Annotated in this window: 13 protein-coding genes; 5 read left to right on the top strand and 8 right to left on the bottom strand. The window is 63.3% G+C overall.

Annotated elements, in window-relative coordinates; translation table 11 throughout:
* Positions 1-59 precede the first annotated feature (59 nt).
* Positions 60-788: a FadR/GntR family transcriptional regulator gene (locus KUW00_RS07045; protein ID WP_222568663.1), complete on the top strand. Its 729-nt coding sequence runs from the start codon at positions 60-62 to the stop codon at positions 786-788.
* A 27-nt stretch (positions 789-815) separates the two neighbouring features.
* Here the strand turns inward: KUW00_RS07045 and fucP are convergent, their stop codons facing one another.
* The 8 genes from fucP to KUW00_RS07005 all read right to left on the bottom strand — a co-directional run bounded on the left by fucP (position 816) and on the right by KUW00_RS07005 (position 6,224).
* Positions 816-2,162, bottom strand: a complete 1,347-nt coding sequence (gene fucP, locus KUW00_RS07040) for an L-fucose:H+ symporter permease (protein ID WP_222568662.1) — start codon at positions 2,160-2,162, stop codon at positions 816-818.
* A 342-nt stretch (positions 2,163-2,504) separates the two neighbouring features.
* Positions 2,505-3,008 carry an IS30 family transposase gene (locus KUW00_RS07035; protein WP_222568661.1) on the bottom strand — a complete coding sequence of 168 codons (504 nt, stop codon included), beginning with the start codon at positions 3,006-3,008 and terminating at the stop codon, positions 2,505-2,507.
* Positions 2,917-3,279, bottom strand: coding sequence for a hypothetical protein (locus KUW00_RS07030; RefSeq protein WP_222568778.1), 363 nt, complete (start codon positions 3,277-3,279; stop codon positions 2,917-2,919). The genes KUW00_RS07035 and KUW00_RS07030 overlap by 92 nt, the downstream gene beginning before the upstream one ends.
* Positions 3,280-3,306: 27 nt before the next feature.
* Positions 3,307-3,498, bottom strand: coding sequence for a helix-turn-helix domain-containing protein (locus KUW00_RS22630; RefSeq protein WP_222568660.1), 192 nt, complete (start codon positions 3,496-3,498; stop codon positions 3,307-3,309).
* A gap of 312 nt (positions 3,499-3,810) precedes the next feature.
* Positions 3,811-4,008: a hypothetical protein gene (locus KUW00_RS07020; protein WP_222568659.1), complete on the bottom strand. Its 198-nt coding sequence runs from the start codon at positions 4,006-4,008 to the stop codon at positions 3,811-3,813.
* Between the two features lie 53 nt (positions 4,009-4,061).
* Positions 4,062-4,346 carry a hypothetical protein gene (locus tag KUW00_RS07015; RefSeq protein WP_222568658.1) on the bottom strand — a complete coding sequence of 95 codons (285 nt, stop codon included), beginning with the start codon at positions 4,344-4,346 and terminating at the stop codon, positions 4,062-4,064.
* Positions 4,347-4,587: 241 nt separating this feature from the next.
* Positions 4,588-4,968 (bottom strand): hypothetical protein, encoded by a 381-nt coding sequence (locus KUW00_RS07010; RefSeq protein WP_222568657.1) that lies wholly within the window; start codon positions 4,966-4,968, stop codon positions 4,588-4,590.
* A gap of 86 nt (positions 4,969-5,054) precedes the next feature.
* Positions 5,055-6,224, bottom strand: a complete 1,170-nt coding sequence (locus tag KUW00_RS07005) for a FliC/FljB family flagellin (RefSeq protein ID WP_222568656.1) — start codon at positions 6,222-6,224, stop codon at positions 5,055-5,057.
* Between the two features lie 717 nt (positions 6,225-6,941).
* Between KUW00_RS07005 and KUW00_RS22535 the strand changes: the two genes are divergently transcribed.
* The 4 genes from KUW00_RS22535 to fliS all read left to right on the top strand — a co-directional run bounded on the left by KUW00_RS22535 (position 6,942) and on the right by fliS (position 14,783).
* Positions 6,942-10,934 (top strand): EAL domain-containing protein, encoded by a 3,993-nt coding sequence (locus tag KUW00_RS22535; protein WP_222568655.1) that lies wholly within the window; start codon positions 6,942-6,944, stop codon positions 10,932-10,934.
* A 128-nt stretch (positions 10,935-11,062) separates the two neighbouring features.
* A complete protein-coding gene (locus KUW00_RS06995) occupies positions 11,063-12,814 on the top strand; it encodes a PilZ domain-containing protein (protein ID WP_222568654.1) in 1,752 nt (583 codons plus the stop codon).
* Positions 12,815-12,932: 118 nt separating this feature from the next.
* Positions 12,933-14,336: a flagellar filament capping protein FliD gene (gene fliD, locus KUW00_RS06990; protein ID WP_222568653.1), complete on the top strand. Its 1,404-nt coding sequence runs from the start codon at positions 12,933-12,935 to the stop codon at positions 14,334-14,336.
* 36 nt (positions 14,337-14,372) lie between these two features.
* A complete protein-coding gene (gene fliS / locus KUW00_RS06985) occupies positions 14,373-14,783 on the top strand; it encodes a flagellar export chaperone FliS (RefSeq protein WP_222568652.1) in 411 nt (136 codons plus the stop codon).
* Positions 14,784-14,799 lie beyond the last annotated feature (16 nt).

Here is a 14,799-nt window from a genome sequence, read left to right as displayed (position 1 = left end):
CCGAAGTTTTCGATAGAATGGCGGGATTCGATCACCCCTTCCGAGCCGGAGCCCCTGCCATGACGCCGCCGCCCCCGTCCGAAAGCGACCAACGCCGCCCCTCCCAGTACGAGGTGGTGGTGCAAGGCATCCAGGAGATGATCGTCTCCGGTGAAATCGCTTCCGGCGACCGCCTGCCCGTCGAGTCGATCCTCGCCACCCGCTTCGCTGTCTCGCGCAGCTCGCTGCGTGAAGGGGTCAGGGCGCTGGTCGCCATGGGCATCCTCGAGACCCGCCAGGGCTCCGGCACCACCGTCACCTCGCTGGACCCGGGGCTGCTGCTGAAGCCCCTAGAGTTCTGGGCCGGCATCCAGGCCGGGACCTCGTCCCGCGACCTGCACAATGTGCGCCAGGCACTGGAGGTGGAGGCCGCGGCGGTGGCGGCGCTGCGCCGAACCGACGAGGACATCGAGCGCCTGAAGGCCGTACTGGCCGAGGCCGAGCCCGCCATCCAGGCGCTGGACCACGAAGGCGCCATGGCCGCCGACCTGGAGTTCCACCTCAGCCTGGCGAGGATTTCCCGCAACCCCGTGCTGGTCGCCCTGCTCGAGGCACTGTCGCGGCCGACCCTGCGGATGCGGCTGTGGCAATCGATCCACCTCGGCGGTCGTATCGCCATCACCCACCAGGAACACCTGGCCATCCTCAATGCCGTCGTCGCCGGCGACCCCAGGGGCGCCCATGCCGCCATGCAGACTCACCTCGCTCAGGTCGCCGTGGTGCTGCGGGACACCCCCGATTCGCGTTAAGGCGCTGCCAGTTCAAGAGACGCCAGCTCAGGCCAGATCACCCTCGTTGCTGGTCTCGGGCCGCGGATGACGCTGCACATAGACGCCGAAGGCCACGATCACCGCGAAGCACACCGCCACCACCAGGTAGCTGGTCTGGGCCGAGGTGATATCGATCAGCCAGCCCTGGGCCAGCGGCACCAGGGCGCCACCGACGATCGCCATCACCAGGCCGGCGGCGCCGTACTTGGTGTCCTGCCCCAGCCCTTCCAGCGAGATGCCGTAGATGGTGGGGAACAGCAGCGAGATACAGGCGCTCAGCAGCACCAGGGCCACCGCGCCGAGCAGGTTGCCGCTGAACACCGCCACCAGCGACAGCGCGACGCCGAGCACGCACATCCCGGTCATCAGCTTGCGCGGGTCCACCCGACCCATGACACCGACCATGACGAAGCGCGACACCAGGAAGACCAGCAGGGAAGCCTGCAGCCAGTAGCCGGCCTCTTCGCTGCCGACGCCCAGCGCCTCGGTCACGTAGTGGATGGTGAAGGTCCAGGTGCAGGTCTGGGCGGCCACGTTGAAGAACTGCGCCACCACCCCGAAGGCATAGCGACGGTTGCGCACCAGCCGGCCGAGGCGACTTCCCGACAGCGCCACCGTCTCGCTCTTGCGGTCCGCCATCAGCGCCTCGTGGCGCGGCACCCGCACCATGGCGATGGCTATCGCGATCACCACATAGACCAGTGCCAGGGTGATGTAGGGCCCCATCACCGCCTGCAATTCCGCCGACTGCATCTCGGTCAGCGCCTCCTGGGTGAGCGAGGCGCGCTGCTCGGCGGTGGCCGGATTGACGTGGGGCAGGATAAACACCGCGGCCAGCAGCACCCCCAGGTTCGACCCCACCGGGTTGAACGACTGGGCGAAATTCAACCGCCGAGTGGCGTTCTCGCGCGGGCCCATCGCCATCACGTAAGGATTGGCCGAGGTTTCGAGGATCGACAGCCCCGCCGCCAGGGTGAACAGCGCCACCAGGAACATCGAGTAGGTCATCATCTGGGAGGCCGGCATGAACAGAAGCCCCCCGGTGGCCGCCAGCAAGAGGCCGATCAGCACGCCACCCTTGTAGCCCAGGCGCGAATTGATCCAGGCCGCCGGGATCGCCAGGGCAAAATAGGCACCGTAGTAGGCGAACTGCACCAGCGACGCCTGCAGCGCGCTCATCGAGAACACCGAGCCGAACACCGACACCAGAGGATCAGTGAGGTTGCCGGCGAGCCCCCAGGCGGCAAAGCAGGTGACGATAAGCACAAAGGGCAAGGTCATGCCCCTGTGCAGAAAAGAGGACTTTTCCGGCGCCGACTGTTGCTCAGCCGCCGCGGTAGAGGATGCATCCACAAGTGACTCCTTGTATGTATTTGTATGTGGTTATCGAGACAATTGATCAGATGAATTTAGCTAGTGAGGGAGAAGCTAGTCGAGGTGCCACGTGAATACAAGAAATGAGAGATAAGACAAACGTCTTAGGGGATACGGCAGAGGTTATTACAATGCTCTGTTTTAAATGAATTTTTTGTCGCTGCGACGTGGAGCAGAAAAAGCTCAAGACAGAGGCAGCACCAGGGGCGTCAGGCGAATGGCTTAGGCGCTGCCCACCGCCCTTTGCGAAAGATAGATACGATGAATAGGTCAGCCCGGCTGGCTATCGCTATGGGGGGGAAAGAGGAGAGAAACCTGAATTCAAGCAACAAGCGCAGCAGCTGCGGTATTCAGGGCTCCTGAATATTCCCCCAGGAAAACCTGTGCCGGTGTGCGATAGCCGAGACGCTTTCGGGGGCGGTCATTCAGCTTCTCGACCCCCTTGCGCAGCTTGGCATCGGTGACCTGTCGAAAGTCTGTTCCCTTGGGAAAGTACTGTTGTATCAGGCCATTGGTGTTCTCATTGGTCCCACGCTGCCCGGAGCAGTAGGGATCGCAGAAGTAAGTCGCTGCCGTTACCGCATTGGCCACGATCTCGTGATCCGCGAATTCCGAGCCTTTGTCCAGGGTGATGGTTAGGACAGCACCGCGGCGAGGTTTTAGCAGCTGAATCATGGCCTTTTGCGTCAGCTCAGCCGAAAGCTTGGGCAACCGTGCCGCCAGCAGATAGCCGCTACGGCGCTCGACCAGCGTGTCCAGGCCCGACTGCTTGTGCCCCCTGGACCACGGTGTCGCCCTCCCAGTAGCCAATGAAGCGCCGTTCATCGATCTCAGCCGCGCGATGCTCGATGCCCACGCGGTAGGGAATCTTACCAAGACCTGCGCTCTTGGCTTGAGCCCGGTGCTTGCTGCGCCGTTTGGGCTGGCGGAGGTGCTTCCAGAGATCGCCACCGGAGGCCTTGTCATCCCAGATCAAGGAGTAGAACCACTGGGGACTGACGCCGACACCAGACAAGGGCGACATGAAACCGCTGATTTGCTCTGGACTCCATTCCTCTCGCAGCCGGTCGACGACAGCGGCAATCATGCTGGGCAAGCGCTTTGTCCTCTTCCAGGCAGTGCGTCACCGATGATCACTGCAGGATGGCGCTATCTCAGGATCGTAACCGCTGTCGATGGCGTTCCGACGCAACTCCCGGCTGACCGTGCTGTTGTCGATGCCAAGCTCTCTGGCTATCTGGCGTCGGCTCACGCCCAGGTCATAACGGACATAGATCTGGTATCGTTGGGTCTGGGTCAGTTGTCGGTATCCCATGCACTGCTTCACTTTGGACGGTGTGCCGAGATGAGTACCGGCGCTGCCCCTCCTGCCTCTACCTCGCGGGCCAAAGTGCTGCGGTTAATTTATGAATCCAGGTATTAAGTGGCGAAAAAAGTTTGTGTTAATGATAGTCAATACTATTCAATACCAAGCCAAAGCATGCAGATGGTAAGCCGACCTTTCAATATGGGGGATATACAGCCATATCGCCTTGAGTCGGCGCCTCAGCCGAAGGGAAGAACAGGCAGAGGCAGGTAGCAATATAGAAGGAAGAAGGCGTAGAGAGCCGCCTGAGCCGATCTTGATCTATTTTTCGTCCAGCATCGCCAGCGTATGTACCTTCTGGTCGCGGACGGCGCGATCGAGGATGGCGTGAAGCTGTTCAACGTCCTCAGGCATCTCGGACGCCATCCCGGTCGCCTCAAAGCGTTCGAGGGTCTGGTGGGTATCGTCGATGACCGCTTGAAGTTCATCGATTACTTGCTGGCATTCGTCTGTTGTCATATTTGCCTCAAGCTACCCATCAAGTTCTGTCAGAATATTATGTCGAGTTGGCACTACTCATAGCCGTCCAGAAAGCGACATAGCTTCTCGCCAAGCAGGAGAAATAGCGTGATGACCACGGTGATGCCAAGACGCAAGCCAGCAACTTCATAGGCCGCACTACCAACAATCGAAGCCGCTTGTAGGGCCTGAAAGAAGAGATAGACCCCTGCCACCACACTCAGCACTGCGGCCGAACGAAAAGCATTGGCCAAGGTAAAGGGGCTGGATGTCGCGAAAGTGCCGGGCTCATCTTCCTGTGAATGAGACTCGCTTTCGTGAATTTTATCGTTTTGCATATGCTAGCTACTTCTCTATTCAACTTGAAAAAAACGACTTTCCGGAAAGGTCGGCTATCAGTCGTTTCATGTGAATCAAGCGTCCACCATCGTCAGCGTATACTTCCGCTACTGAGTCACAGCTTTTCTTAAACCTCAAGCATCTCAGTACCTATACTCGCTCCCTCGATGCGTCGAGCATGCTGAGTATCTTCGATGGCGGTTTGTAGTTTATCGATGACTTGCTAATAGTCAGTGCTGGTCATTTTTTCTCCAAAATAACTTCCCCTTCAAACACCGAGCCATCGGGTGCCGTATACTTCCCCTTTCCTTTGATAGAGTAACCGTTATAAATCAGGAAAATCAGACTGGCACTCAGGCTTAGGGCCAAAACCGCTGGGGTTAGCGTCGCTCCACCTGCTGCAATTCCCACTGCTCCGGCGGTCCACCCTACAGGGTTCCAGAAACTCACTGCCGCAAAACCGGCACCGCCCACCACTGCGACCAAAGCCACCTTTGATGCTGTTTTTATACGGACAACATTAGCGGCCAAGGACTGGTTGGTAATGATTATGTTTCTTGTCTCAGATTTTAAGGCCTGCTTCAGCTCTTCCTTGCTACTGACCAAAGCATATTCCGTCATGTTGTCACCTGAATAGCTAATAGCATAAACGGGGCCTTTCGGCCCCGTCGTTACTTACCACTTCAGCCTTGCGGCCAAGCCTTAGCTTAGCCCAGCAGGGACAGCACGGACTGCGGCACCTGGTTGGCCTGAGCCAGCACAGAGGTACCGGCCTGCTGCAGGATCTGCGCGCGGGTCATATTGGCCACTTCCACCGCGTAGTCGGCGTCTTCGATACGCGAACGGGCGGCAGACAGGTTGGTCTCGGTGGTGCTCAGATTGGTGATTGCAGACTCGAAACGATTCTGGATCGCACCCAGTTCTGAACGCTGCTCATCGACCATCTTGAGCGCACTATCTATAGTGCCAAGCGGATTCGCTGTTGAAGAAAGACCTGCTGCAACGTCATCGTCATAGGCAGTTGCCAAACTATCAAGATCCGCGGAGTCGGTCGCGTCAATGTTAGCACCGATAGCGAATGTACCAGCCGAAGCATCAAAGGCAATATCATCGGCGGCTGTGCCTGTTGCATCGAGTTTATACAAGTTACCATTATCATCTTCGATGGCATAATTTGCATAGGTCCCGGCGTCCGCATCGAAATCACCGTAGCCACGCAGCGTTAAACTTTGTCCATCCAAAGCCCCACCTGACGCGGTGAGAGCACCTAGCCCAGAGAAGTCGACAGGCGTGGTAGTCTCCACACCTCCCGCACTTGTAGAAGTGATTTCGGTGATGGGACCAGACAAAGCACTGACGTTGAACCCATCAAGCCCAAGGCTTGCACGATCAGTTTTTTCCAAGTTGACACTGATGTTCTCACCATCGTTAGCACCAACTTGGATACTGAGATTTTGCGTACTAGCAAGAACCTTTACGCCATTGAAGTCAGTTTCTTCAGAAATACGATCAATCTCATCGAGACGCTGGTTAATTTCGTCCTGAATGGATTGTTTATCTTCAGTAGAGTTTGTTCCATTCTGGGCCTGAACGGTCAGTTCACGCACACGCTGCAGGTTATCGTTAACCTGGTTGAGCGCGCCTTCAGCAGTCTGGGCAACGGAGATACCGTCGTTGGCATTGCGCTGGGCCTGGGACAGACCAGTGATCTGGGAGGACATGCGGTTGGCGATGGCCTGGCCGGCGGCGTCGTCCTTGGCGCTGTTGATGCGCAGGCCGGAGGACAGGCGCTCCATGGAGGTGGTCAGGGCGCTCTTGGACGCGTTGAGGTTCTGCTGACCAATCATGGAAGTGATATTGGTATTGATCACGGACATGGTGTCATCCTTCCTTAAAGGGTTGGGCTCCATTGGCGGACCGTCTTGGCCTGCCGCAACGGCGCCGTTGGCCGTTACCCTCTTTATCGGTGGCTCGTCGAAAAGCTTTAGCCCTGGCGGGCAAATTTCTTTGGAAGGCTCTTGCCTGGGGGCTTGCTTGACCGCCTGCTGGGCCGCCTGCGGCTGCTTTTCACCGGGTCTGCGCCGGCTCTTTACCGGGGCTGCGCCGCTTTTCATCAGGTCCGCATCAGGCCTGCACTCGCTCTTCACTCGCTCGCCCCCCTCACCGGCTCTTTATCGGCTCTTTATCGGCTCTCCATCGGGTCTTCACCCGCGCTTAATCGGGTCTGTGACTGTTCTGCATGCTTTCCTGTGCCCTCTTTGTGCCCATTCGCTGAAGCATGCCCTCTACGGTTGTCCCCCTCGCGCCCTTGCTGGACGCTGACTCTGGTAGTGGATGCTGACATCAGGGGCTAGCACTCGCGGGTGATTGAGGTATGTTGAAGACTGTTTTGGTGCCATTTCGAGCAAACGCGTCCAGGGATACCGGACCGCCCGTCCAAAGGCGCCTTTGCCTCGGGCGGTAGACGCACCACGGTGGCCGCTATCAACGCTGTCGCCTGCCATGCTGTGAGGATGGCGAGTCTTCGTCATAGCGTCGGAAGGACAAGGAAATGAGCGCCCGGAAGCAGGGTCGCCAAGGGGGTCGTGGGTAGGATGCCGTTTAGACTGCGCGATGTGGCGGAAGATGCCTGGCTGCTGATGGCCTCCAGCGGACTGCTGATGGTCGGCGCTGCGGGTCTCGCCGCCTGGTTGATCCACCCGGTGGAACAGCCGCTGCTGGTCCCCGATGTGGCGCTGGCAAGCCTCGCTGGCGGCGGCGGCGTTCTGCTGCAGGTACTGCGCAGACCGCGTGGCCGCAGCGTCTGCGGCCTGATGATGCTGCTGCTGGCGCTGTACGCCATCGTCCATGACCTGGTCGCCAGCGGCCCTGCCGACGTGCAGTCGCTGCTGACCGGCGGTCCGCGCATGACCAGCTGGGCGGGCCTGGCGATGCTGCCGGGCTGCGTGGCCCTGATGATCGGGGTGGAGCATCGCCAGGGCTCCTTCTGGTGGCGGTTGTCGGGGGGGCTGCTGCTGCTGATCGGCGCGATCTTTACCGTCTGGCTGGTGATTCCTGGCCAGGCACCCAAAGTCTGGGAGGTGACCCGCAGCACCTCGCCCATGGCGGTGTGTCTGCTCTACCTGATCGCCGGCCCGGCCTCGCTGGTGGCTGCCTCACGCCCGCCCAACCGCCCGCTGCGCCTACAACGCGCCAGCATCGCGGTGGCCTGTGCCGGGGTACTGCTCAGCAGCCTGGCCTGGCTGTCGCTCAACCATGTGCGCCAGAGCCACGTCCAGCAGGACGCCGCCAATACCCTGACCAACATCGAAGAGCGCGCACGCGGCCAGATGGCGCTACACCAGCGCTGGCTCGACCGCCTGGCCAACCGTGCCGGCGAGCAGACGACCGACGCCAATACCCTGGCCGACGTCATCACCTTCTATCTGCGAGACGTACAAAGCCTGGAGAGCCTGGCGCTGTATCGCGGCGACCAGCGGCTATGGCTGCGCTCACGGCGTGCCCAGGACAGCGTCTGCCGCTTGAGCGAGGCACTGCCCAGGCCGGCCCGCGGCGAACTACGGCTGGAGTTGCCCGACAACCCGCTGGCGACGTCGGCACGCATGGTCAGGACCCTGGCCGATGAGGATCTGCGCCTGGTCGCCTGCATCGATCTGCCCGGCACCCTGGCCCCCAGTCACCGCAGCGTTGCCGACCGCACCCTGCTGGCCGTCACCGACAGCCAGGGCGTCTGGTGGTGCGGTTTTGGCGAAGACACCTGGCAGGTCAAGGACCCGACCCTACCCAGACTGGCCGAGCAGACCCTGGAGCTGGACGGGCGCACCCTGACCCTGCGCGCGCTGCCAGGCCCCGACAGTGACTGGTGGCTGGCCGGCAGCCTGCCGGCAGTGATCACCTTGATCGGATTGATCATGTCCTACAGCCTGGCCATCAGCCTGTCGTTGATGCGCACCCTGCTGTGGCAGACCCAGAGCCTGGTGGCCGCCCAGGACCAGCTCGAAAGCTACCAGGGCATCCAGTCGATGATCGCCCGGGAGGCGCCACTGACCGAGACCCTGGAGGCCTGCTGCAGGCTGTTCGAGGGCCACCTCCCCAATGCCATCGCGACCGTGTTGACCCTGGACCCCGGCGGCGAGACCCTGAGCCTGACCGCGGGCCACAGCCTGCCATCTGAGATGGCACCACTGCTCGCCAGAACCCCGGTGGGCGGCACCTTCGGCACCTGGGCCAGCGCCGCCGCGGCGAGGGCCCCCCGGGCCAGCGACGACATCACCGAGGACCCGGCCTGCGCCGGCGTGCACCCGCGCCTGCGCGACGGCGAGTTGATGGCCTGCTGGGCCTACCCGGTCATCGCCAGCGATGAACGCCTGCTGGGGGTGGTCAGCCTGTTCTTTCGACACCCGCCGGCACAACAGGCCGAGCCCAGCAGGCGTATCGAGCGCTGCCTGGAGCTGGTCGCCCTGGCGGTGGAACGCGACCAGGACCGCCAGGCGCTGTTCCAGAGCGAACAGCGCTACCGCTCGCTGTTCACCTACAACCCCGACGCCATCTACTCCCTCGACCACGAAGGCATCTTCGTCGCCGCCAACACCACCTGCTCGACCCTTACCGGGGTGCCGCTGGGTGACATCCTGGGGCGGCACTACGAGGTCTTCGTCAAGGAAACGGATCGCTCCTGGGTGCGCGACGCGGTGCGCAAGACGCTCAAGGGCGAGGTGACCCGCTACACCCTGCCCATCACCACCCCCCTGGGCAGGCGGGTGATGGACATCACCAACCTGCCGATCATCATCGACGGCGACATCAGCGGCACCTTCGGCATCGCCAAGGACGTGACAGAGCGCCACGCCCAGGAGACCCAGCTGCGCATCCTGCAGCGCAGCGTCGAGGCCAGCATCAATGGCATCGTGATCGCCGATGCGCGCTCGCCGGAGCTGCCGATCATCTACGCCAACCCGGCCTTCATGCGCATGACCGGCTATCCCGAGGAAGAAGTGCTGGGGCGCAATTGCCGTTTCCTGCAAGGTGAGGAGAGCGATCCACAGGTGGTGGCACGCATTCGTCGCCAGCTGGCAAACCACAGCGAAGTCCGCGCCACCCTGCTCAACTATCGCAAGAACGGCGAGGCCTTCTGGAACGACCTCTACATCTCGCCGGTGATGGACAGCGAAGGTGAGGTCTCTCACTTCGTCGGCGTCCAGCACGACATCTCCGAGCACAAGGCCTACGAGGAGAGCCTGGCCTACCATGCCAGCCACGACGCCCTGACGGGCCTGGCCAATCGCGCCCTGTTCGAGGATCGCCTGCGCCACGATTTCGCCCTGGCCAAGCGCCAGTCCCACCATCTTGGCGTGCTGTTCATCGACCTGGACGAGTTCAAGCCGATCAATGACAGCCTCGGCCACGACGTCGGCGACAAGGTGTTGATCCAGGTCGCCCAGCGGCTCACCGAGGCGCTCAGGCCCGGGGATACCGTGGCCCGCTTCGGCGGCGACGAGTTCGTGGTGCTGCTGCCGGACCTCGACGAGCCCGAGCAGGCGGTGACCCTGGCCGAACGTCTGCTGCCGAAGGTGGCCCAGGCCTACCGGGTCGGCGAGCATGAGCTGCACGTTACCGCCAGCATCGGGGTGGCGGTGTCCAGCGACGTCACCATCGAACCGATGCAGTTGCTGCAGCAGTCCGACATGGCCATGTACCAGGCCAAGCACCAGGGACGCAATGCGCTGCAGCACTTCAGCCAGGACATCACCTGGGGGGTAAACGAGCGGGTGGCGATGCGCCATGACCTGCAGGCCGCCATCGACGGTGAGCAGCTACGCCTGCACTACCAGCCGGTGTTCGACAACCACCGGGCGATCATCGGAGTCGAGGCGCTGTTGCGCTGGGAACATCCGGTACGCGGCCAGGTGCCGCCCCAGGACTTTATCGCCCTGGCCGAGGAAACCGGCCAGGTCATCGCCATCAACCACTGGGTGCTGACCCGCGCCTGCAGCGACCTGCAGCTCCTCAACGAGGCCGGCCTCGAGGGCCTGGCGGTGGCGGTCAACCTGTCGCCGCTGCAGTTCCGCCGGGCCAACTTCCTCGAGACCGTACGCGACACCCTGAACCAGACCGGGATCGAGGCCCACCAGCTCACCCTCGAGCTGACCGAGGGCATCCTGATGCACGACACCCCGAATGCCATCGAGACGCTGCAGTCGCTGCGCGACATGGGTGTCGAGGTGGCCATCGACGACTTCGGCACCGGCTTCTCGAGCCTTGGCTACCTCAAGCACCTGCCGGTCAGCACGGTGAAGATCGATCGCACCTTCGTCCAAGGACTGCCGGACAACCAGGAGGATGGCGCCATCCTCCAGGGGATCATCGCCATGGCCCACCACCTGGAACTGATGGTAGTGGCCGAAGGCATCGAGCACGAGGCCCAGCACGAGTTCCTGCTGCAGCATCACTGCGACGCCTTCCAGGGCTTCCACCTGGCCCACCCCATGCCCTTCGAGCGCTTGACCCGCTTTCTCGGCGAGCATCGCCTGGCCAGCCAGCGCGACGCCATCGACCGCTCGCGGCGCAAGCGTCACTCCCAGGCCTGACAACGCTTGATCGGTGTCACGCCCCCGCCGAGTGTCTAGCCTGAACAAGGTTGTCAGCCTAAAGATCCGGCACATTCTGCCGATACTCCGAGACAACGTATGCCAGATGTCGTCGAGGAGTCCCGCTGGTGCCGGACCAACAAGAATTCGAGGAAGTACGCGCCCCCCAGGAAATCGCCAGGCTGCTGGACTGCTTGAGCGGCCCCCAGGGGGCCGCACTGGCGTGGGAGGAAGGCAATGGAACGCCGACACCGGTGCTGCTGATGGAGATTGCCCCGGGGGAGTCCATCACCCTGGACATCACCGCGGTGGAGGGGCTTCACCGCCAGCTTAAGCAGGGCAAATCCTTTCGTCTGGTCGGCTACTGCGAGGGCATGATCACCCGCACTCCGGCGATCACGGCCGCCGACGGCGAGATGACCACGGCGCCGAGCGAGGCGGCGCTGTCGCGGGAAGCCAGCCGCTCGCCCGGCCAAGGCGTTCCGCTGCGCCGGCTGTGGCGCTGCCCCTACCCGGACCAGCTGGAGCGGCTACAGCGCCGTCAAAGCTTTCGCGCGCGCCTGCGCCTGGGCATGGCCGCCGAGGCGGTGCTCAGAGACGGCGATAGCCAGGACTTGCACGGCGACCTGATCGATCTGTCGGTGGACGGCTGTCGCCTCGACCTCCCGCGCACCGCCGCTCCTGTGCTGACCAACAGAGAGCTGCCGGTGCCGCTGGAGCTGGGCTTTCCCGATGGCACCCGTCTGGCGCTCCAGGCCGTCGTGCAACATCATCGCTTCGACCCCGAACGGCGGCTGGTCGAGGCCGGCTTTCGCTTCGTCGGCGTCGGTGCCCACCAGGATCGCACCCTGTGGAAGCTGGTACGCGAGGTCGAGCGCGAGGCCGCGCGCATCGCCGAAGGGGTGGATTCCAGGCGACCGCCTTCGCCGCTGTTTCAGCTACCGGCAGGGCGCCGCGGCCCGCGCCTTGGCCGTCGCGAGGCGGAAGCCTACCCCACCGTCATGACCCAGCGGCTGTCGCGCGTAGCCGGCTACCTGCACGCCCAGGCGATGGAGCTGATTCAGGGCGGCTGCATCCACGGCCCGCGCCTGTCGCGCCAGGCCGACCATCTGCTGGCCCTGTACGACGAAGACCGCGACGGCGTGCTGTTCGCGCTGAGGTTCCTGACCCGCGAGTCCTGGCCGGTACGCCACGGCCTGTCGGTGGCGATCCTGTTGATCGACCTGCTGGAAGACAGCCTGCCCGGCGAGTTGCGCAAGTCCATCGTCGCCAGCGCCATGATTCATGACCTGGGCAAGGTGCTGCTGCCCGAGCCCCTGCGCCTGACGCCGACCTTCGGCGACGCCGAACGCAATCGTCTGGTCCAGCACGTGGGCTGGCTGCGCGAGCGCCTCAGCCACTGCGCCTGGATCAACGCCTCGGTGTTCGAGGCCACCGCCTGCCAGATCAACGAGCGCCTCGACGGCAGCGGCTATCCCGCCGGCATCCGCGACGACGAGCTACGTGAGCTGGCCCGGGCCAGTGCCGTGGTCGACGCCATCGATGCCATGCGTGCCCAGCGCCCCGACCGTCCGCCCTGGCGTCTCGCGGCGATCTACCGCTACCTGCTCGACCACCCCGACAAGTTCGACACCAGCTGGGTCAAGCGCTTTATCCGGCGCTTCGGTCTGTACCCGATCGGCTCGCTGGTGCGCTTTGACGACGCATCGCTCGGCTGGGTACTGGCGCTGGACGACCAGGGCCGGCCCTCGCGGGTACAGCGCATGGCCGGCAAGCCGCCCAGCCAGGTCCCGCGGGAGCCGCTGATCGGCCCGCTGGTAGAAGGCGAGACGCTGGCCGCGCTGGGCGAGATCCAGGCCGAGGTGATCATCGGCGCCTGACGCTCAAGTCCGATGAGCACCCGCCGATAACCCGATATACCAAGCACAAGGACGCCTGTTCGAGCCACTGGCCTGCCGGCGTTCTGTCACACTGCCCCCATCACACAGGAAGGACGACATGGCCTCGATCTCATCGCTCGGCATCGGCTCCGGTCTCGACCTCAACGGGCTGCTCGATCAGCTCGAGGCGGCGGAGCAAAAGCAGCTGGAGCCCATCGTGGCCCAGCAGGCGAGCTATCAGGCCAAGATCTCCGCCTACGGCACCCTGGAAGGCGCGCTGAACAGCTTCCAGGAAGCGGTCGACAAGCTCGGCGACCCGGCGCTTTACCAGAGCCTGTCGAGCAGCGTCGAGGGCGAGGGTATCAGCGCCAGCGCCAGCGAGCTGGCGAGCCCCGGCCGCTACGACGTCGAGGTGACCCGGCTGGCCCGAGCCCAGAGCCTGGCCAGCGACGGCTTCGACGCCAGGGACAGCGAGCTGGGCGCCGGTACCCTGAGCCTTACCGTGGGTGGCGAAGACGTCAGCATCAGCCTGAGCCAGGAAGACAGCACCCTGGAGGGACTGCGCGACGCCATCAATGACGCCGAGGCCGGCGTCAGCGCTTCGATCATCAATACCGGCGACGCCGACAACCCCTACCGTCTGGTGCTTTCGAGCGACAAGACCGGCGCCGAGGCGTCGATCAGCGCCGTGAGCTTCGTGCCGGATGACGCTGCCGATACCGAGCTGCAGACCAAGCTGGCGTTCGACATCTCAAGCCCCGACCCCGACGACACCGGCGCCGGCATGCACCAGTCGGTGGCCGGTGAAGACGCGGCACTGACGGTCAACGGCATCGCTATCACCAGTGCCTCCAACAGCGTCGAGGGGGCCATCGAGGGCGTCGACCTGACCCTGACGGACGTCGGCGAGACCACGGTCAAGGTCGAGTACAACAACCTGGCCCTGCGTGAAGCGGTCAGCGGCTTTGTCGACAGCTACAACGAGCTCAAGGACACCATGGGCACGCTGACCAGCTTCGACGCCGAAAGCGGTGCCTCGGGCGAACTACTTGGCGACGCCACCCTGCGCAGCATCGAATCGCGGCTGCGCGGCACCCTGTCCGGCGGCGTGGCCCAGGGTGACTTCCGCACCCTCAGCGATATCGGCATCACCCTGCAGCTCGACGGCACCCTTGAACTCGATGACGAGCGCCTCGACGAGGTCATCTCCAGCCAGCGCGGCGACCTGGCCGACTTCTTTACCGGTGGCGAGGACGGGGTAGGTCTTGCCGACAGCCTCGACGACACCCTGGGCGCCATCCTCGATGACGGCGGCCTGCTCGACAATGCTACCAGCGGGCTCGAGACCCGCATGGAGAGCCTCGACCGCCAGTACGAGCGCACCGAGCAGAGCATCGAGGCCACCGTGGAGCGCTACCGCAGCCAATTCGGACAGCTGGACAGCATGATCGCCAGCATGAACCAGACCAGCAGCTACCTGACCCAGCAGTTCGATGCGCTGAACGCCCAGCTGAACCAATAGCCCTGAGCCCGCCAGACCCAGCCGAGGAGACAACCAATGACACAAGCACAGGCCACCTATGGCCGCGGCGCCGGCGCCTACGCCCGCATGGGGGTGGAGAGCGGCGTGATGTCGGCCAGCCCCCACCAGTTGATCGTGATGCTGTTCGACGGCGCCCAGGCGTCGATTCGCGCCGCCCGCCTGCACCTGGAAGACGGTAATATTCCGGCCAAGGGCGCCGCCATCTCCAAGGCACTGGATATCGTCAACAGCGGCCTGCGCGCGGTGCTGGACGGCGAGCAGGGCGGCGAGGTGGCACTGCAGCTCGACAGCCTCTATGACTACATAGCGCGCCGCCTGCTCGACGCCAACCTGCGCAACGACGCCAGTGGCCTCGACGAAGCCGAACGCCTGATCGAGGATATCGCCTCGGCCTGGCGCGAGATCGGCACCACCACCCACCCCTGAGCGCTTGAGGTCCTAG

The organism is Halomonas sp. DP5N14-9 (assembly GCF_019802175.1).
GTDB classification, from domain to species: Bacteria; Pseudomonadota; Gammaproteobacteria; order Pseudomonadales; family Halomonadaceae; genus Halomonas; species Halomonas litopenaei.
Note: the sequence above shows the minus strand (reverse complement) of the source record. Positions and strands in the feature narration are given on the sequence as shown.